At 40.5% G+C, this 21,009-nt stretch carries 13 protein-coding genes, 1 tRNA gene, 1 rRNA gene and 1 riboswitch; of the genes, 6 read left to right on the top strand and 9 right to left on the bottom strand.

Annotated features, from left to right (window positions below):
- Positions 1–10: 10 nt before the first annotated feature.
- From OCU78_RS01710 to OCU78_RS01690, 5 genes are all read right to left on the bottom strand, one after another.
- Positions 11–325, bottom strand: coding sequence for an MSHA biogenesis protein MshK (locus tag OCU78_RS01710; protein ID WP_137374584.1), 315 nt, complete (start codon positions 323–325; stop codon positions 11–13).
- A gap of 13 nt (positions 326–338) precedes the next feature.
- Complete coding sequence (pilO, locus tag OCU78_RS01705; protein ID WP_137374392.1) at positions 339–986, bottom strand: type 4a pilus biogenesis protein PilO; 648 nt, start codon at positions 984–986, stop codon at positions 339–341.
- The gene (locus OCU78_RS01700) at positions 986–2,428 is read right to left on the bottom strand and encodes an MSHA biogenesis protein MshI (RefSeq protein WP_137374391.1); all 1,443 of its coding nucleotides are present in this window, start codon (positions 2,426–2,428) and stop codon (positions 986–988) included. Before OCU78_RS01700 ends, pilO begins: the two co-directional genes overlap by 1 nt.
- A 7-nt stretch (positions 2,429–2,435) precedes the next feature.
- Positions 2,436–4,427 carry an RNase E specificity factor CsrD gene (csrD, locus tag OCU78_RS01695; RefSeq protein ID WP_137374390.1) on the bottom strand — a complete coding sequence of 664 codons (1,992 nt, stop codon included), beginning with the start codon at positions 4,425–4,427 and terminating at the stop codon, positions 2,436–2,438.
- Positions 4,428–4,595: 168 nt separating this feature from the next.
- A complete protein-coding gene (locus OCU78_RS01690) occupies positions 4,596–5,153 on the bottom strand; it encodes a single-stranded DNA-binding protein (protein WP_137374389.1) in 558 nt (185 codons plus the stop codon).
- 277 nt (positions 5,154–5,430) lie between these two features.
- Between OCU78_RS01690 and OCU78_RS01685 the strand changes: the two genes are divergently transcribed.
- The 4 genes from OCU78_RS01685 (at position 5,431) to OCU78_RS01670 (ending at position 11,881) form a co-directional block, all read left to right on the top strand.
- Complete coding sequence (locus OCU78_RS01685) at positions 5,431–6,078, top strand: LuxR C-terminal-related transcriptional regulator (protein WP_137374388.1); 648 nt, start codon at positions 5,431–5,433, stop codon at positions 6,076–6,078.
- A 106-nt stretch (positions 6,079–6,184) separates the two neighbouring features.
- The gene (gene galU / locus OCU78_RS01680) at positions 6,185–7,057 is read left to right on the top strand and encodes a UTP--glucose-1-phosphate uridylyltransferase GalU (RefSeq protein WP_137374387.1); all 873 of its coding nucleotides are present in this window, start codon (positions 6,185–6,187) and stop codon (positions 7,055–7,057) included.
- Positions 7,058–7,193: 136 nt separating this feature from the next.
- Positions 7,194–10,022, top strand: a complete 2,829-nt coding sequence (gene uvrA, locus OCU78_RS01675; RefSeq protein WP_137374386.1) for an excinuclease ABC subunit UvrA — start codon at positions 7,194–7,196, stop codon at positions 10,020–10,022.
- Between the two features lie 110 nt (positions 10,023–10,132).
- On the top strand, positions 10,133–11,881 hold the full coding sequence (locus OCU78_RS01670; protein ID WP_137374385.1) for a PglL family O-oligosaccharyltransferase: 1,749 nt from the start codon (positions 10,133–10,135) through the stop codon (positions 11,879–11,881).
- A 136-nt stretch (positions 11,882–12,017) separates the two neighbouring features.
- Here OCU78_RS01670 and OCU78_RS01665 read toward each other — a convergent pair whose 3' ends face one another.
- Positions 12,018–13,157: a pyridoxal-phosphate-dependent aminotransferase family protein gene (locus OCU78_RS01665; RefSeq protein WP_137374384.1), complete on the bottom strand. Its 1,140-nt coding sequence runs from the start codon at positions 13,155–13,157 to the stop codon at positions 12,018–12,020.
- 174 nt (positions 13,158–13,331) lie between these two features.
- Positions 13,332–13,508: riboswitch (Lysine riboswitch) on the top strand.
- 104 nt (positions 13,509–13,612) lie between these two features.
- Here OCU78_RS01665 and lysC point away from each other — a divergent pair.
- Positions 13,613–14,983, top strand: coding sequence for a lysine-sensitive aspartokinase 3 (lysC, locus tag OCU78_RS01660; RefSeq protein WP_137374383.1), 1,371 nt, complete (start codon positions 13,613–13,615; stop codon positions 14,981–14,983).
- A gap of 78 nt (positions 14,984–15,061) precedes the next feature.
- Here the strand turns inward: lysC and metH are convergent, their stop codons facing one another.
- Positions 15,062–18,739 (bottom strand): methionine synthase, encoded by a 3,678-nt coding sequence (gene metH / locus OCU78_RS01655; protein WP_137374382.1) that lies wholly within the window; start codon positions 18,737–18,739, stop codon positions 15,062–15,064.
- A gap of 194 nt (positions 18,740–18,933) precedes the next feature.
- Between metH and OCU78_RS01650 the strand changes: the two genes are divergently transcribed.
- Complete coding sequence (locus OCU78_RS01650) at positions 18,934–20,208, top strand: cation:proton antiporter (protein WP_137374381.1); 1,275 nt, start codon at positions 18,934–18,936, stop codon at positions 20,206–20,208.
- Positions 20,209–20,705: 497 nt separating this feature from the next.
- On the opposite strand, the gene OCU78_RS01645 is transcribed toward OCU78_RS01650, so the two are convergent.
- Both OCU78_RS01645 and rrf read right to left on the bottom strand, forming a co-directional pair.
- A tRNA-Asp gene (locus OCU78_RS01645) sits at positions 20,706–20,782 on the bottom strand.
- A 68-nt stretch (positions 20,783–20,850) separates the two neighbouring features.
- A 5S ribosomal RNA gene (gene rrf / locus OCU78_RS01640) occupies positions 20,851–20,966 on the bottom strand.
- Between the last annotated feature and the right edge of the window lie 43 nt (positions 20,967–21,009).

Raw genomic sequence — 21,009 nt, 5'->3', positions numbered from 1 at the left:
CACTCAAACCTTAATTATTCTTAATATCTAAAGAGAACATTTCCAACTTCCACTGTTTAGAGTTTCTCTGCAGAGTGACGTATTCTGGGTTTATTTCTTTTATTCGATAGCCTCGAACAGCCTCACCTTGAGAAAGTATTTCATCATTCAATACGGCATAACAAGGTAGTTCACCTTTACAAACAATGCTTTGTAACGTGGGCAGTCGATAGTTCACTGATTTCTTTTGTACAGGTTTAGATTGGGGTTGATTAGGTACCATCCAACCAAGTGGTGCAGTTGGGTCTTGCTCTGCCCACGCAATTTGAGAAGTCACCAATACCATAAATGCGAATACTTTAACCACCGATAAACTCCTGCCTTGTGCCTAAGGTATAAACTTCAAAAACTAGCCTAGCATTTGGATACTCTTCAACTGTGTATTGAAAGTTTCGCCAATAATACTGAACAGGTAAAGCCTCCAACGCCTGCAGGTAAGCTGCGATATCAAAATAGCTCCCAGTGAGCTCCATACGAACCGGGTGGAGGAAGTACCCTGACTGATCACTTGCAGATTTTTGATTTGAAATGGACTCAGGCTTTAATGATTCCAATGACACTAATTTTAACTTTTTGCCTGAAGATAAAACACTTTCAAGCAAATCTGTCATTTGAGTTGGAGTAATAAGACCATCAATCACTTCAGCTAATTTCATCGATAGGTCTTGGCTTTGAACTAATAGATTTTTGTACTCAATATCAATGTCTTTGTCGGGGTTTCTTTTCAACTTCGCTTGCAATACTAAAAGTTCACCTTGTAACCTTTGGTTACCTTGAACCAAATTCCGATGCTCAATTTTACTCGCTTGTAAGCTTTTATAAGCCGGTTCAAACACCAAAGTAAAGAGCACTAAAGACAAACCAATGACACCACACAATGTCACTAACCACTTCTCTCGTGAACTCAATGCTAAAAACTTATCGCTGATTACCGTCCACTGCTGCATTACTGTTTCTCCCTACGAGTACGTAATTCAAAAGTAATGATATCTTGTTCCGTTCTGCCTATTTTAAGTGTTTCAAAGGCACGACCGACTAAGTCCATTTGCCCTTTAAACTGACCAACCCAATTAGGAATAACATCAGCATTTCGAGCGTAGCCCGCTAAATCTAAAGTATCACTACTCATATAAATATGTGAAACCGAGATGTCATTACGACCAAGCTGAGCCAATGCTGTCATCACTCCAGAGTAACCAATTTTTTGAGACTCATCATATTCCCCAACCGCGGTTAACGCATCTTGCTTCGACTGAATCTCACGCTTTAACCGAGCAACTGCTGCGACTTTTTCAGGCGAAGGTTTATGTTGCACAAGTTCTGCTTTCAATTGGCTCACTTGTTGATTGAGGCTTCGGGATTCAGCCCTTTCAATAACCAATTTTTTATTTAAAGATTCGGCTTCAAAGTGAACATAAGCATAACTACTTAAAGAAACTATAATGATCGCCAGCCAACTCCCGACGACGTTCGCCAGTGTAAAGTATTCTTTCTTAGGGCGAAGGTGAGTTGGATATAGGTTGACCTTCGTATCTGGGATTGTCTCAGCAATTGCAATAAGAAAGCTTCCAGAACTTTCTCTGTTCACTTCTGTTAATCGAGATACTTGGGAACTCAGCGTATCATTTAATACACTTTGTAGTTCTTCTTCATCTTCTTCATCACAACAGATCTTAAGTTGATGAAGCTGCGTGCCTTTTATTTGGGAAGACAGGTAATCAATTGAACGCTGTAACTCAAGAGCTAGACCATCAAGTTGAAGTGCACTCGACGCAACACCAGTTAACGGGGGGGTAACACTACGAATAGTTCGTTGGAAACAAACTGTATGCTCTACATACGCACCAAGTTTAAAGTGACCATTTTTACTGCGCTGAAGTAAAATGAAGTTAGATAATTCGCCGGCGGCATGTCCCCAAATCTCATCTTCAGGCACGACACATTCAAGTTCAATACCTGATTCGTTTGAGATATGAACAAGTTTATTGAGTATCTTTTTAGACAGGACATAGACTTGTAACTTATTGCTTGTAGGGAGTGCGACAGCATTAGCAACAATCTCTGTCACTTTTTCACTGATCAAATCTTTTAATAAAAACGGAAGCGCGACCGGCCATTCGCTTTCTGGAACTTCTGGCTTTTCAATTTGGTACGTTTGATAAAAAGTTGAACCCAGAATTATTCGAGCTTTATTGCCTTTAAACCCTTCGCTTTTTAACTGTAGTTCAAGCGCGGACTCCCAATCGCCGTTTTGTGTAGAAGTAACTAAAGGTGCGGGGGTTTCTTCATTCGATGACGCGTAGACAGCCTCAGGCTGAACCATAACGGTCTGAGCTTGGATTTTTCCTTTAGTCGGCTTAATTTTATCTAATATCGATTTTAAGTTCATTGTATAATTACTTACTCTTACGCCATCGATTTCTTCGCCCTAACTTAACCACAGATTCAAGTTGAGGAGCAGGAATAATTTGTCTCTCTTCTGAGAAATATCGCCCTTGTGAGCCATGTACACCTAGTTCAATTAAAGTTTCTTGTTCTTGCTTACTTTCAACACCTACAGCTATAACTTTAGTTGAAGAACTTCCACACGCCCCAATCAGGCTTCTAACAAACAATTGGTTTTCGTGTCTGCGATCTATTTTTTTGATCAAACTTCTATGTAGCTTTAAATAATCAACCTTTAGGTCTTTAATATAGTGAGTGCTTACAATCGTTCTACCTGCTTGACCGACAATAACGGTACAACCCAGCCCTGAAAGCATTTTCACTACAGGTCTCATGTAATCAAGGTGCTGAATTAAACGCCCTTCCGGAAACTCAAAGCTCAATTGACTTCGCATTGTAGTTGTTAGCTGTAATAACTCATTTCTAAACCATTTGAAATACCGTTTGTTGGAAAACGGTACAACATTCAAGTTTATAGAGTAACATATTGATTGAGGTGAATCTTTCAACTTATTAAGCAATAACATAAGGATAGATCTATCCATCTGAGATTCATACCCCACCTGCTCAATCGCCGACATAAATCGCGAAGCCTTTAATAGACCTTTCTCAGGATCTTGAATTCGGGCAAATACTTCTTGATGTAACTCTACTGGCTGATTGATATTTGAAAGCAAGTAGCAAGGTTGTGTGAAAATGACTAAATTATTCGGTTGTAGCGCAGTATCAAATAATGTTCTCCAGCGAACACTGCCTCTGTCGAATTCACTCCTACTTTTTTTAGGGTAACGACTCCAATTATTAACTTGTTCTAGCTGAGCACTTTTTAATGCTGTCTCGGCTTCATCCATTATTAAGCTATGTCGCTCACCTTCCCAATACATAGTGACGCCAATATGGCACCAATTATCCGAATCTAGTGGCTTAGGTGGTGTTACTTTTTCAAGCTGCCTTAAACATTGGGATGCTAATGCTGCAATGTCTTTACTGCCTTGATGGGGGATGAATACCGCAAAGTCTGCATCATAATATCGAGAAAAGATAACATCAGGATAACGCTGAACAATATTCGAGAGTATCCCACCAACTTCAATAATAAATTCATCCGCGACATGCTTATCATTTTCTTCACAGATTTGTTCCCACTCTTCGAGACGGATTAAGAGAATGCCACCTCTCGCCCCACTTTCTAATAGTGCTGATTCAAGCTTATTATCAAACAAAACTCGGTTAGCCGTTCCTGTGAGCTTATCGAGGAAGGTTTGTGTTCGTATGAAAGTATCAAAGCGGCTTCGTTCTTGACGAGCATCTTGTAGCTCATCAATAAGCACATCTAAAGCTTCACTAGCAGTATAGGGCCACTCTCTTAAATCTCCTTTGGCATGGGCTTCAACTTGCCCAGCTAAGATCATACGACCACGTTCTTCTAACATTTCAGAGCCAAGTAATTGCTCTTTTAGCCATTGAACACCCCGAGCTAAGCAAAAAATGATAAGAGCAACGGCTAGGGTAATAGACCACATAGCTTCTAACGAATAGCTGTAACCTATATAGGGAGGGAGTGCTTTAAATGATATTTGATAGCCTTCATTCCGATCTAGGGTAAATGTTTCTTCATAAAGACGATTTGAATCAATTCTGGGGGACGTATTTTTGAACCGGTACACAATACCAGTTGAGTTTGAAAGGGTCATTTCAACAATGTTGCTTGCTTGCAACATTTTAGGCATCCAGCGCTGCATAGAATAGGCGGCATCAGGATCTTCCATTTCTTTATCCACGACTTCAACAATACCCACCAAATAATGATTTAAGTATTCCTGACCTATTCGCTTAAAAGATAATGTTCCCCCAATAAAGAGGATAAACATTGCACTAATAACGATAACAGTGACAAATGCAATTAATCTTGTGCTCAACTTCAGCGTTGGGGTATATCTCATGAATAACGAAATCCTTTTCAACTCACACTATACCGTATTGCTACTTATACTATAGATGCAGTTGTAAACAAAGCGTGAACAACTTTGGATAACAAAAAGCCGCGATGAACGCGGCTTTTCCATTCTTAGCAATGAATCTTCGATTACATTTAATTAAAAGTGTAAGATTTAGAACGGAATATCGTCATCAAAATCCATAGGTGGCTCATTGTATTGCGGCTGAGCTTGTTGAGGAGCTTGCTGCGGTGCCTTTTGTTGAGCAGGGGCATTATATTGCTGCTGTTGTTGCTGCTGAACAGCAGGCTGTTGCGGTTGACCCCAACCACCTTGTTGCTGTTGCCCCATGCCGCCTTGAGCAGGAGCACCACCTTGCGCACGACCGCCAAGCATTTGCATTACACCGTTGAAGCCTTGAACAACAACTTCTGTAGTGTAACGATCCTGACCGCTCTGATCTTGCCATTTACGCGTTTGAAGTTGACCTTCAATGTAAACTTGAGAACCTTTACGCAAGTACTCACCAGCCACTTCAGCTAGCTTGCCAAACAAAGCAACACGGTGCCATTCTGTTTTTTCGCGTTGCTCGCCTGTTGCTTTGTCACGCCATGATTCTGACGTTGCAATCGTAATGTTCGCTACCGCACCACCATTTGGCATGTAACGAATTTCTGGGTCATTACCTAGGTTACCCACCAATATAACTTTGTTAACTCCACGGCTAGCCATGATTTGCTCCGTCTAAATTCATAGTGTCATAAAATTTTTAGCGACCAAGAATAGCATGCTTTTCTACACTGATAAATCGCAATCCGACACTTGTCAGAAACCAAAAAATAAAAGCCTAATAAATCATGATTTTCAGAGGTGTGTAACTCAAAAAGCAACTAACAAACCACACATTTACTTTTCGCATTGATATGCAACGCAAGTCATTAAGTCTCATATGGAGAATGGAACGATTGAATGCCAACGTATTCTGACTGCTCATTCCAAAGGTTACTCAATGAAACAATCCAGTTATGCTCGTACTATTCATTTTTTATGTTTAGACCCTGAAAGTGTTTATTTGCATGTGGATCAAATAAAGAAACATATGTCAGTACCATTGCAACTGATTACACCTAATGAACTGCTGTTAGTGAACCAAAAACAAAGAAACAGAATTTTACTTGTCGATCACAAACAATTCGATAACTTACTCAATCACTATGAAAACCTTCCGGTGATTTGGAAGCACTATGAAATTATATTATTTAATGTAACGAAAAGGCTAACGACCGCGGAGTTGATTGTCTTTGGGATATTAAAGGGCTTGTTTTACAGTGGCAGTAACCAACAAGATATCGCAAAAGGGTTGCATGCCATTATAGACGGTCAAAATTGGCTACCTAGACAAGTTGCAAGCCAACTTCTTTTTTATTACCGAAATATTGTGGATACTAATACCACTCCAACCAATGTCGACTTAACGATTCGAGAGCTCCAAGTACTTCGGTGCCTGCAAGCTGGTTCATCAAACATTCAGATAGCAGACGATTTATTTATTAGTGAGTTCACCGTCAAATCACACCTTTATCAGATATTTAGAAAACTAGCAGTCAAAAACCGAGTTCAAGCCATTGCGTGGGCAAATCAGAATTTACTTTCTTAATTTAGTTAAGTGAAATATTAATAATGCTCTCTGATACTCATGAAAATTTCACATTGGATATGCTAGAATTTCAGACATAAAAACATCCATAGATAAAGAGCTTACCATGATTAATAAATGCCTTTTCCCTGCAGCAGGCTACGGTACACGATTCTTACCAGCAACGAAATCTATGCCAAAAGAAATGATGCCAGTGGTCAATAAACCACTTATCGAATATGGCGTAGAGGAGGCGATTCAAGCTGGGATTAATGGTATGTGTATCGTAACCGGTCGAGGTAAGCACTCGATCATGGATCATTTCGATAAGAACTACGAACTTGAACATCAAATCAGTGGTACCAACAAAGAAGAACTGTTGGTCAATATCAGAGAAACAATTGAAGCCGCTAACTTCACCTATATTCGACAACGTGAAATGAAAGGTTTAGGGCATGCTATTTTAACCGGTCGTGAACTCGTTGGTGATGAACCTTTTGCTGTAGTGCTAGCAGACGATTTATGTGTAAATGAACAGCAAGGCGTTCTAGCTCAAATGGTTGCTTTATATAAACACTTTCGCTGTTCAATTGTTGCTGTACAGGAAGTACCTGAAGATGAAACTCACAAATATGGCGTGATCTCAGGTGAAATGATCAAAGACGATATTTATCGTGTTGAAAATATGGTGGAAAAGCCAGAACAAGGTACAGCACCAAGTAACCTTGCAATAATTGGTCGTTATATTTTGACACCTGATATCTTTGAGTTGATAGAACAGACTGAACCGGGTAAAGGCGGCGAAATTCAAATAACAGACGCTTTATTGAAACAAGCAAAATCAGGCTGCGTCCTTGCTTACAAGTTTAAAGGTAACCGATTCGATTGTGGTAGCGTTGAAGGCTATATCGAAGCAACTAATTACTGCTTTGAGAACTTGTATAAAAAAGACCAGAAAAAAGTTGAGTTAGATAAGCATTCAACTAAAAAAGAAGCATAAACTCATATTTTAATAAATATTATAAAGGCGACCAAATTGGTCGCCTTTCTTTTTACTGTTTTTTTATCCAGTAAAACTTTGCACAAATCTCACACTATGTAATACTTTACCCACTAAAAACACAGGGTCGGTAGAGATGGATAAAATAGAAATTAGAGGTGCGAGAACGCATAACCTTAAAGACATTAATCTGACAATTCCCCGAGATAAATTGATTGTTATCACAGGGCTTTCAGGTTCAGGTAAGTCCTCATTGGCGTTCGATACCCTCTATGCAGAAGGACAACGCCGCTATGTTGAATCTCTTTCAGCATATGCTCGCCAATTTCTCTCTTTAATGGAAAAACCCGATGTTGACCACATTGAAGGCTTATCTCCAGCAATCTCTATCGAACAAAAGTCAACATCCCACAACCCACGCTCAACGGTTGGTACAATAACCGAAGTTTATGATTACTTACGTTTATTCTATGCAAGAGTTGGGGAGCCTCGATGTCCGGAGCATCACACTCCTTTAGCAGCTCAAACCATAAGTCAAATGGTAGACAAAGTTTTAGAACTTCCTGAAGGTTCTAAAATGATGTTGCTCGCCCCGATTGTGAAAGAACGTAAAGGTGAGCATGTTAAAACGCTCGAAAACCTTGCAGCTCAGGGCTTTATTCGCGCTCGAATTGATGGTGAGACTTGCGATCTATCCGATCCACCAGCATTAGAACTTCATAAAAAACACACTATCGAAGTTGTCGTTGACCGTTTTAAAGTACGCCCTGATCTACAGCAGCGACTTTCAGAATCTTTTGAAACCGCACTAGAACTTTCTGGTGGCATAGCAGTAGCTGGATGGATGGATGAAACCGACCAAGAGGAAATAGTCTTCTCTGCTAATTTTGCATGTAACCAATGCGGTTATAGCATGCAAGAATTGGAACCAAGGCTCTTTTCCTTCAACAACCCCGCAGGAGCATGTGGTACATGTGATGGTTTAGGTGTTCAACAATATTTTGACCCAAGCAGAGTCATTTTAGATGAAAAGTTAAGTATTGCTGAAGGTGCGATTAAAGGCTGGGATCAAAAGAATTATTACTATTTCCAAATGCTCACGTCTTTATCTGAGCATTATGGTTTCGATCTCTATGCTCCTTTCTCTTCACTTCCCAAGAAGACAAAAGACATCATTTTAAAAGGCTCTGGGCATACTGAAGTTGAATTTAAGTACATCAATGACCGCGGCGATATCAGATTAAAAAGACATCCTTTCGAAGGTATTTTAAATACCTTAGAGCGTCGATACCACGATACGGAATCGAGCGCTGTTCGTGAAGATTTAGCCAAATACATTTCGACTAAGTCTTGCTCTAGCTGCGGCGGAACAAGATTAAGAGTAGAAGCTAGAAATGTTTTTATTGCGGATACCGCTTTACCGGAAATTGTAGAATTGAGCATTGCAGATGCACTTCATTTTTTCCAAACATTGAAGCTGGAAGGTCAACGCGCTCAAATAGCAGAAAAGATCATGAAAGAGATTAATGATCGACTGCACTTCTTGGTTAACGTTGGCTTAAATTACCTGAACCTTTCACGAAGTGCTGAGACCTTATCCGGTGGCGAAGCTCAACGAATCCGTTTAGCTAGCCAAATTGGTGCTGGTTTGATGGGGGTAATGTATGTTTTAGATGAGCCTTCTATCGGTCTCCACCAACGAGACAATGAGCGCTTGCTCAAAACATTGATCCACCTTAGAGATCTTGGCAACACCGTATTAGTTGTTGAGCATGATGAAGACGCAATCAGGTGTGCAGATCACGTCATTGATATTGGTCCGGGAGCTGGTGTGCATGGTGGTCATGTAGTTGCTGAAGGGACAATGGCTGAAATAATGGAAAACCCTGACTCACTGACAGGTCAATATCTCAGTGGTAAAAAAGAAATTGCCATTCCAGAAAAAAGAACGCCGATTGATAAAAAGAAAGTGGTCGAAATCATCGGAGCTACTGGTAACAACTTAAAAGAAATTACCGCAACGATACCTGTTGGGTTATTTAGCTGTATCACTGGTGTATCGGGCTCTGGTAAATCTACGTTAATCAATGACACCTTCTTTAAGGTTGCACATACCCAATTAAATGGTGCGACTACGGCAGTGCCTGCTCCTTATAAAAAAATGAAAGGATTAGAGCACTTCGATAAAGTGATCGACATCGATCAAAGTCCAATAGGCAGAACGCCAAGATCAAATCCAGCGACTTACACGGGAATCTTCACTCCAATCCGAGAATTGTTTGCAGGAACTCAAGAGTCTCGTTCTCGCGGTTATAAACCAGGAAGATTTAGCTTTAATGTAAGGGGCGGTCGTTGCGAAGCGTGCCAAGGCGATGGCGTCATCAAAGTAGAAATGCACTTTTTACCTGATGTTTATGTTCCTTGTGATGTTTGTAAAGGTAAACGCTATAACCGAGAAACTTTAGAAGTAAGATACAAAGGAAAAACCATTGATGAAGCATTAGCGATGACTGTCGAAGATGCGCATGAGTTCTTCAAGCCTGTTCCGGTAATAGCTAGAAGATTACAAACATTAATGGATGTAGGGCTTTCATATATCCGATTAGGTCAAGCGGCAACAACACTTTCTGGAGGGGAGGCTCAACGTGTCAAACTAGCACGAGAACTGTCCAAACGCGATACTGGAAAAACACTCTATATTTTGGATGAACCAACCACAGGGTTACACTTCCACGATATTCAGCAGCTGTTAGTCGTTTTACACAGGCTTAGAGACCATGGAAATACGGTTGTCGTCATTGAGCATAATTTAGATGTAATCAAAACAGCGGATTGGATTATTGATTTAGGCCCGGAAGGTGGGCAAGGCGGTGGTAAAATCATTGCATCAGGAACACCAGAAGATGTGGCGCAAGTCGAAGGTTCTCATACAGCTCGATTCCTTAAGCCCATGTTAAAGTTATAAAAAGCTATAATCGTCGAGAGTAAATCTCCGACAGCGAGCAATCGCAAAAAATGTTAGTGTGTAGAGCTTGCTTGATAAGGCAAGCTCTTCTTTTTCCAAGGTTAGGATATATGGTCACAATACATAAAAGCGGGACACAATTAGATAGTAATACTCAAGCACTTCCTTTAAATCGAGTATTTCTTGCTTCCTTAGCGGTAGTGTTTCTTCTTGCTATGCATTTTTTCATGCCTAACCCCGGAGGCTCAGGCTTAGCACTCTCCTTTAATCCAACCACTTGGTTCGCTCTCAGCTTCAGCTTGGCGATTGGCTTTTATCAACTAGCAACAAACCGTGTAATTCGCTACACCAAATTGACCATCGGTTTATTTATCAGTTGTGTAATACTTACCACTCCAATCCTATACAGCAATGCTGATATTTCTGGTGCAGCAGGCCGACTAGTAGGACTATGGACTGGCTTTATTTTCTTCGTTTTATTACAACAGTTTCATTTCAGTAATAGACATAAGCAGCGCCTTCTGTGGTTCATTGTGCTAGCTGTCTTACTGCAAGCATTTTTTGGCTATGTTCAATTTTTCCACCTTGAGCCTGGAAATATTTTTGGCTATAACACCATAAGTAATAGACCCTATGGTATTTTCCAACAGCCGAATGTAATGGCAAGTTTTCTTGCTACAGGACTTGTGCTTTCAGCTTATTTACTGGCCAGGCAACCTCACAAATACAATCATAAGCTCAGTGAATCTGCCCTTCTTTACATAATTCCAACAGTCACTATTCCTCTGCTCATCATTATTGCCTCTCGTACTGGGTGGCTAGCGAGTATCATTGGGGTTCTGCTTATTCTTCCTTACCTCTACCGATTTTCAACAACAAAACGCTTTCTGGGATGGTGTATTTCTGCTGTTGTTGGGATTACCATCGGTTTTGTTATTATAAACACAGGGGACAGCCTAGCTTCTAAGAGAGCTCATTTAGAGAGCCCAAGAGCTTATACCTTTCCCCAAACTCTCGATATGCTGACAGAAAAGCCATTGACTGGTTACGGCTATGGCAAATTTGAATCTGAATATACGCTTTATACTGCACGCCAGCACCAGCTAAATAGCAGCTATCGCCCGGGATTACCTGCAATGGATCACCCTCACAATGAATTACTTTACTGGGGTGCAGAAGGTGGAATTTTACCCTTAATTGGTATTTTTCTCGCAGCTGGGCTAGTGCTTGTTAGAATATCAAGTGCGAGTAAAGGCACTCGGTTGGCCATGTTAGCCCTCTTCATCCCTATTGTTTTGCATTCTCAGCTAGAATATCCATTTTATCACTCAGCTGTTCACTGGATTACTTTCATCATTTTGCTTTACTGGGTTGATCAACGCGTCTCACGCTATTCTCAAAAAAGCTTTGGTGTGATTAATAAGACAACATTTCGGGTTACCAGTTTAGTTTTGCCGATACTTGTTGGCTTTTACATGCTAAGTGCATTGCACACGAATTATATATTGACCAAATTTGAGCAATCACGCCCTAAAAACCCAGATGTCCTGAAGCAAGTCACCAACCCAGTCGTTTGGAAGGATAGGTTTGATTGGGATGTTTATAGTACTTACTTAAATATAGGTTTGTATAAAAACGATCCTGAGCTAATTCAGCCGTACATTGATTGGTCATTAGAGATTATAAAAAGCAAGCCAAGACCTGCATTCTACAGTAATTTGGTCCTGGCATACCAAGGTATAGGTGAGGTAAGTAAAGCTGAGCAAATACGCAGAGAAGCCGAGTTTTTGTTCCCATTAAAAGACTTTTCTCAAATACAATACCAACCAGTATCGACGGCAGTATCTTCAGCTAAATGATACAAAAAAGCCCTTCCTCTATGACTAGTTGGAAGGGCTTTCTTTAAACGAGACAGCTCTACTGGTTAGTCTATTTAAGTTACGTATCTATTTACCAACACTAACTATGTAAAGAGATAAATCAACTAGTTACCAGCTAGTTCATTACTTCCTCTAGAGCTCTCAAGCATAGAGAAACATTTTCATTTCTAGCACCATAGCCCATTAAACCAATACGCCAAGCCTTTCCAGCTAATGAACCCAGCCCTGCGCCAATTTCTAGGTTGTACTGTTCAAGTAAGTCTCCTCTAACTTTAGCTTCATCAGTGCCTTCAGGTATATAAATAGCATTCAATTGAGGTAAGCGGCTACCTTCAGAAACCACAAACGAAAAGCCTAGTTTTTCAAGCCCAACCTTTAGCTTATTGTGCATGCTTTGATGTCTTGCCCAAGCTTGTTCAAGCCCTTCATTTTTAAGCGCAACTAAGGATTCATGTAGAGCATATAAGCTATTTACAGGAGCCGTGTGATGGTAACTACGCTTCCCTTCTCCACTCCAATATCCTAAGACAAGGCTTTGGTCTAAAAACCAACTTTGTACAGGGGTCTCACGCTTTTGTATTTTATCCACTGCTTTTTTAGATAAGGTCACAGGAGATAGCCCTGGCACACACGACAAGCATTTTTGACTACCTGAATAAACTGCATCCAACTGCCACTCATCAACAAGTAAAGGCACACCACCAAGAGAAGTCACAGCATCAACAATAGAAAGCGCATCATACTGCCTTGCAACCTGAGAAATAGCCTCAGCATCAGAAAGTGCACCTGTAGAAGTTTCTGCATGTACAAATGCCACTGCAACTGCATCAGGGTTGGCTTTTAGTGCCTGCTCGATTTTTTCAACAGAAACAGGAGCACCCCATTCATCATCAACTAAAATGGCTTCACCACCGCAACGTACTACGTTTTCACGCATGCGTTCTCCAAAGACACCATTTCGGCAAACTACGACTTTTTCACCTGGTTCTATCAAGTTAACAAAGCAGGTTTCCATACCCGCACTACCTGGCGCAGAGACAGCAATTGTGAATTCATTTTCAGTTTGGAAGGCATATTTCAATAGCTGCTTAAGTTCATCCATCATGCCAATAAATAAAGGGTCAAGGTGACCTATAGTTGGGCGACTAAGCGCTTGAAGAACTTGAGGCGAAATATCGGAAGGTCCTGGTCCCATTAACGTTCGTTGAGGAGGAATAAAGCTTTGGAGAGAATTTGGAGAGTGAAAACTAGACATGTGCATCCCTGAGTCAGTGATTTAGATATCCACACTAAAACAATTTTTCACAGGCATCAATTAGCCGTAAGTATGAGGTCAAACCAGTGTCACAAAGTTGTTAAATTTAATTTACTATTTATATTCAGTTACCGATTGACATTCTTATCACAAAAACGTTCAATGAAATGGCTATCAAGCAGAAGAGGAGCATTGCCCAGGCAGATATTTTGTGGAACCTCATTTCCAATACAAAATATTCAGGGGGAGCAATGCCGAGATAATACAAGCATGTGGGCTCGTGTTATCGGTTGATTGGGTTGAATCCCGTCGACTGTCATCATTTCTATATGGTGAAGAGCTTCTGAGGTTTACAATTCTATTAATACCTCTCTAATTGCTCAAAAACTCTCTTCAAACATTGGATGTTGGATTACCAACCGTAATTTTATTTAGGAAGTCGTGGGAGAAACATCGTGAGCGCAATTAATGTAGCTGGTTCTTTTAATGTCGCTAAGTTTGGTGGAACAAGTGTTGCCAACTTTGAATCAATGAGCCGTTGTGCTGCTATTATCGAAAACAACCCAAATACAAAACTCATAGTGAGCAGTGCTTGTTCAGGCGTAACTAATCTTTTAGTCGAACTTGCCAATGGTGTTCAAGATAAAACTCGCAGATCAGAACTGCTCCGCCAATTAACTGAAATTCACCATGCAATTTTGGATGAGCTTGCTGATCCTGTTGCCGTTGAAAAAGATATTCACACCATTTTAGATAACATCGCTAGCGCCGCAGAAGCTGCATCATTCCAGTCGAGTGCAAAACTCACCGATCACCTTGTTGCTTGTGGTGAACTAATGTCAACTCACCTTCTCGCTCAAATATTGCGCGAAAGAGGCACGCAAGCTGTGCGCTTTGATATTCGTGAAGTACTAAGAACAACCAATGCTTTTGGTAAAGCTGAACCGCTATTAGATGAGATTTCATCATTAGCAACAGAAAAGCTAATCCCATTGTGTCATTCTCAAGTAGTTGTCACACAAGGGTTCATAGGTGCGGACAGCGACGGAAACACCACAACATTAGGTCGAGGTGGAAGTGATTACTCAGCAGCATTAATTGCAGAGTCTGTCCAAGCATCTGGGCTAGAAATTTGGACCGATGTTCCTGGGATTTACACAACCGATCCTCGAATCGCACCAAAAGCCTCTCCTATTCCTGAAATTAGCTTTAGTGAAGCTTCTGAGATGGCGAATTTTGGTGCAAAAATTCTACACCCTTCAACCCTTGTACCAGCTTTACGTCATCAAATACCTGTTTTCGTTGGCTCATCTAAAGAACCTGAAAAAGGAGGAACTTGGATTCGTCAGCAAGTGGAAAGCTCTCCTCTATTCAGAGCTTTAGCTTTACGTTGTAATCAAACAATGGTCACTTTACGCAGTGCTAACATGTTCCATGCTTATGGCTTTTTAGCCAAAGTGTTTGAGATTCTCGCAAAACATAAGATATCTGTAGATCTAATCACCACGTCAGAGATCAGCGTATCTTTAACTCTTGATCAAACAGACACATCAGGTGGCGCTCCCGAGCTTCCAGAAATCGCCAGAAAAGAGCTGGAAGAGTTATGTACTGTAGATATAGAACATAACCTATGTTTAGTTGCTCTAATTGGTAACAATATGAGTGAGAGTAAAGGCTATGCTAAACAAGTTTTCGGAACACTAGAAGATTTTAACTTGCGAATGATTTGCTATGGAGCAAGCCCGCATAACTTATGCTTCTTGCTTCATGAATCGGTTTCTCGTGCTGCTATCCAAAAATTACACAAAGAGCTTTTTGAAGACTAACCTCAGATTAAACGTTTCAAAAAATAAAAAGGGTTGCCCATCAGCAACCCTTTTTAATCGATATCAGTCCAGATAACACTAGTTAATGTTTGGACCTAACCATTTTTCAGCTTCTAACATATCCCAACCTTTGCGATCAGCATAACTTTCCACTTGGTCTTGTTGTATTTGAGCAATAGCAAAGTAGCGAGAGTCAGGGTGTGAGAAGTACATACCTGAAACAGAGGCGCCGGGCCACATGGCGTAACTAGTTGTTAAAGACATATCTATTGCCTTCTCAACATCCATTAATTCCCACAACGTTCCCTTCTCAGTATGCTCTGGACAAGCTGGGTAACCAGGTGCTGGGCGAATACCTTGGTATTTTTCGCGGATTAAATCATCATTGGTTAAGTTTTCATCCGGAGAATAACCCCAAATATTCTTACGCACTTCTTTATGGAGGTACTCAGCAAAAGCTTCGGCTAAGCGATCCGCGACAGCTTGAATCATAATGGCATTGTAATCATCGCCATTCGCTTTATATTCATCAGCCAATTCACGTTCACCAATACCACCCGTCACAGCAAAACCACCAATCCAGTCTGGTTTTCCACTTTCTTTAGGTGCGATGTAATCAGATAAGCAGTAGTTAAAGCCTTTCGGTTTTTCAGTTTGCTGACGAAGGTTATACAATACTTTGAGTACCTCAGTTCGAGACTCATCAGTGTAAACCTCAATATCATCACCAACGCTATTGGCTGGAAACATCGCACACATACCACGAGCCTCGAGTAATTTTTCTTTCTCAACTCGATCTAGCAGTTCATTTGCGTCTTTATATAAACGCTTAGCTTCTTCACCGACTTCTTCATGATCAAGAATTGCAGGGTATTTACCCATTAACGACCACGTCATAAAGAAAGGAGTCCAATCTATATACTCTCGTAACGTCTTAATATCGAAGTCATCAAAGATGTGAACACCAGGGTTAGTCGGAGCTGGCGGTGTGTAGTTAGCCCAATCAATATTCACTCGATTAGCTCTTGCTCTTTCTAAGGATACTGGTTTGGTTCTTGGTTTTTTACGATTATGCTGATCACGAACCCGCTCATAATCTAACTCTAACTTTTCAACAAAATCAGGTTTTAGTTCATCCGACAGCAAAGAAGTACACACACCTACGGCACGAGATGCATTGTTAACGTACACAACTGGCTCCGAATAGTTTTGTTCAATTTTAACAGCGGTGTGCGCTTTTGATGTTGTTGCACCACCAATGAGCAATGGAAGCTTAAAACCCTGTCGTTCCATCTCTTTGGCAACATGAACCATTTCATCAAGAGAGGGAGTAATTAACCCCGAAAGACCGATAATGTCGACATTTTCTTCTTTGGCTACTTTAAGAATTTTTTCACAAGAAACCATGACACCAAGATCGATAATTTCATAGTTATTACACTGAAGCACAACTCCTACAATATTCTTACCGATATCGTGAACATCACCTTTAACTGTTGCAAGTAGGATCTTACCGTTTGTGGCTCCCACATCTTTAGTCGCGTTAATAAAAGGTTCTAAATGAGCAACAGCTTGCTTCATTACTCGAGCGGATTTAACCACTTGAGGCAAGAACATTTTACCTTCACCAAACAAGTCACCGACAACGTTCATGCCATCCATTAAGGGACCTTCAATTACCTCAATAGGGCGAGAAGCATTCACGCGAGCTTCTTCTGTATCCTCGACAATGAAATCAGTAATCCCTTTGACTAGAGAATGCTCTAAACGCTTCTCCACAGACCAAGTTCGCCACTCCAGCGCTGATTTGTCTTCAACTTTTCCAACAGCACGTTCTAAGTACTCTGTCGCAATATCTAGCAAGCGTTCAGTCGAATCATCACGACGGTTTAAAACGACATCTTCAACTGCTTCTCTTAAGTCTTCAGGAACGTTGTCATAAATTTCTAGTTGCCCAGCATTAACGATCCCCATATCCATACCATTTTTAAAACAGTGATATAGGAATACGGCATGAATAGCTTCACGTACGTAATTATTTCCTCGGAATGAGAATGAAACGTTAGACACGCCGCCTGATATCATTGCATGGGGTAAATCTCGTTTGATATCACCGACAGCCTCAATGAAATCAACCGCATAATTGTTATGTTCATCAATACCAGTAGCAACAGCGAAAATGTTCGGGTCAAAGATAATATCTTCAGGTGGGAAACCAACTTCATCGACAAGAATGTTATAGGCATTCGTACAGATTTCTAATTTTCGTTCTCTTGTATCAGCCTGACCAACTTCGTCAAATGCCATCACAATGACAGCAGCCCCATAACGTCGCACAAGTTTAGCTTGTTCAACAAATTTCTCTTTGCCTTCTTTCAAAGAGATGGAGTTTACGATGCCTTTACCTTGAATACATTTAAGACCTGCCTCAATTACTTCCCATTTTGAAGAATCAACCATGACTGGTACTTTAGATATCTCAGGTTCTGAAGCACATAGATTTAAGAAGCGAACCATGCAAGCTTCTGCATCAAGCATACCTTCATCCATGTTGATATCGATGATTTGTGCACCATTTTCAACCTGTTCGCGAGCAACACTCAATGCTTCATCGTACAGTTCTTCTTTTATCAATCGTTTGAAACGTGCAGAACCAGTTACGTTGGTTCGTTCACCAACGTTAACAAATAAAGATTCTTTTGAAATAGTAAGAGGCTCTAAGCCTGACAACCGGCAAGCTACTGGAATGTTGGGTAACTGGCGAGGTTTAACGCCTTCAACGACCTCTGCCATTTGACGAATATGTTCTGGTGTAGTACCACAACAACCACCAATTAGGTTGAGGAAGCCACTTTCAGCCCATTCTTTAACATGCTCTGCCATATCTTCAGGGGAAAGGTCATACTCACCAAAAGCATTAGGCAAACCAGCATTTGGGTGAGCAGAAACACTGCATTCAGAAATACGAGAGAGTTCACTCACGTATTCACGTAATTCATCCGGACCTAATGCACAGTTAAGACCAAAGGATATCGGTTTTACATGGCGTAAAGCATTGTAGAAAGCTTCTGTTGTTTGGCCAGAAAGAGTTCGCCCTGAAGCATCAGTAATTGTACCGGAGATCATCACTGGTAAAATAATACCATCTTCATCGAATACGGTTTCAACAGCAAAAGAACAAGCTTTAGCATTAAGAGTATCAAAGATAGTTTCAATTAAGATAAGGTCCGCACCACCTTTAATAAGTGCACGGGTTGACTCAGAGTAAGCCTTAACTAATTCGTCAAACGTAACATTCCGAAATCCAGGGTCGTTCACATCCGGAGATATCGTACAGGTTCTATTAGTAGGTCCAAGAACACCTGCAACATACCTAGGTTTCTTTGGAGTTTTAGCAGTCCATTCATCTGCAGCTTCACGAGCGAGTTTTGCCGCAGCGAAATTGATCTCTTCACTAAGGCTTTCCATGTCATAGTCAGCCATGGCAATGGTAGTTGCATTAAATGTGTTCGTTTCTAAGATATCAGCCCCAGCCTCCAAGTACTGGTTATGAACATCTTTGATGAGTTGAGGCTTAGAAAGCACAAGCAAGTCATTATTACCTTTAAGATCACAATGCCAATCAGCAAAACGATCTCCTCGATAATCATTCTCTTCTAACTTGTAGTCCTGAATCATAGTGCCCATACCACCATCAATCAGCAAAATTCTCTGTTCTAATTGAGCAACAATTTGTTGTCTAATATTACTTCCCACAGTACAGCCTCATTCCTTTAGTTATCCATCCATCCTACCATATAAAAAGTAGAAATCTAGACGTCTAAAATAGCTTTAATTTTGTAAAAGACTAATAAGCCAAATTCACAATAGCATGACAAAAAGTGGTTGCTATTTACTCACTTAAAAATGAGAATCTTATGTAATAATTTGTTACACAATAAGAGCTCAATATGTCGGTCTACTATACGCTTTGCTTCCTTTCTGCAGCAGCAATGCTCATAGCATTTATAAATAGCAAAATAGGTAAGATGCAAACAACTATCGCAATTACAGCAGGATCAATGATGCTGTCGCTACTGATTTTAATTGCAGGGCAAAACGATTGGTTTCAACTATCCCAACTCGCCTCAGAAACAGTAGCAAGTATTAATTTCGAAGACTTCTTACTTAAGGGGATTCTAGGTTTTTTACTTTTTGCCGGTGGATTAGGCATTAAGCTTCCAAACCTAAAAGATCAAAAATGGGAAATTACAGTGCTTGCTTTAGGGGCAACACTCTTTTCTACATTTTTCATTGGCGGAGTCCTATACGGATTTTGTCATCTCATAGGAATTGAATTTGATTTTATATACTGCCTATTGTTTGGTTCATTAATATCGCCAACCGATCCGATTGCCGTTCTCGCCATTGTCAAAAAGTTGGATGCGCCCAAACGTATTTCAACTCAAATTGAAGGAGAATCATTATTCAATGATGGATTCGGTTTAGTGATCTTCGTGACTATTTTCACCATAGCCTTTGGCACAGAAACACCAACAGTAGGCAGTGTCAGTATGTTATTCGCACAAGAAGCAATTGGTGGCATTGTTTATGGCTTCGCATTGGGTCTCCTATTCCATTACCTAATCAGTGCAACTGATGACCATTCAATGGAACTGTTACTGACAATAGGAATTCCAACTGCTGGGTACGTGTTTGCAGACGTTATACATGTGTCAGGTCCTCTTTCCATGGTCGTATCTGGCATTATGATAGGAAATTGGACACGCTTTATTGGCTTCTCTAAAGAAAGCGAAGAACACTTAGATCATTTCTGGGAGCTCATCGATGAATTCCTAAATGGTGTCCTATTCTTACTTATCGGTATGTCTATGCTGCTTTTTGATTTTCATAAAGAAGACTGGATATTAATGGCTTTTTCAATTCCGTTAGTCTTAGGAGCACGTTACCTAAGTGTCTACATTTCATACTTAGGGTTTAAACGCTACAGAGAGTATAACCCTTGGGCGGTAAAGATACTGACATGGGGCGGGTTACGGGGTGGATTAGCTCTTGCAATGGCATTATCGATACCATCAGGAGTCCTTGTTATTCCTGATAAACTCATCGATGTAAAAGAGATTATTCTTGTGATGACCTACTCAGTTGTTGTTTTTTCTATTTTGATTCAAGGCTCAACAATCACTCCTATGATAGAAAAAGCAAAACTTGCCGAAAGAGAGTAACGTAAGATAACCGCAAATATAGCAGCTATAAGCTGCTATATTACATATAACCTTACAGTTAAACTCCATCAGCTAAACAGATATTCATCGTTTAAAAACAAAATATCTGCGTTATATCCCTCTAATATCCAGAAGATCTACAGCTACAATTAATGGTAAAGAATTCTTCGATCGAAACTTGAGTCACATGAAAGTCCATAACTTTACTGTACCTGTTTTTTAAATAAGTGAGCGCCAAACATGATATATATAAGTGCGCTTAATTAATTCTATCGTTTTGATGGGTAAATTTAGACGGAGTATTAAGTTCTGAGAAATTCGCAACCGAGTATATGTACAAAATATATCTTTCATAGCTAGTAAGCCTCTAAGAGCTATCAACTCTACCTAGAAAATTGTTTGAAGAGCAAAAGTGCCGTTAGAAAAATTATGAATTCAACTACTAATACCTTAAACGTAAAAAAGCCCTAGTCGTAAGACTAGGGCTTTTCAAATAGTGGCGGAGTGGACGGGACTCGAACCCGCGACCCCCGGCGTGACAGGCCGGTATTCTAACCAACTGAACTACCACTCCGCAGTGGTCAACTCACTAAGTGAGCGTCCATATCTCCAGGTTGGTCAACCTAAAGATTATAATTTAAAGCCTGGCGATGTCCTACTCTCACATGGGGAAGCCCCACACTACCATCGGCGCTATTGTGTTTCACTTCTGAGTTCGGCATGGGATCAGGTGGGTCCACAATGCTATGGTCGCCAAGCAAATTTTGCTTTTACTTTCAGTTTTAAAAACTGAAGGCAAAA

The organism is Vibrio gallaecicus, from assembly GCF_024347495.1.
Lineage (GTDB): Bacteria > Pseudomonadota > Gammaproteobacteria > Enterobacterales > Vibrionaceae > Vibrio > Vibrio gallaecicus.
Note: the sequence above shows the minus strand (reverse complement) of the source record. Positions and strands in the feature narration are given on the sequence as shown.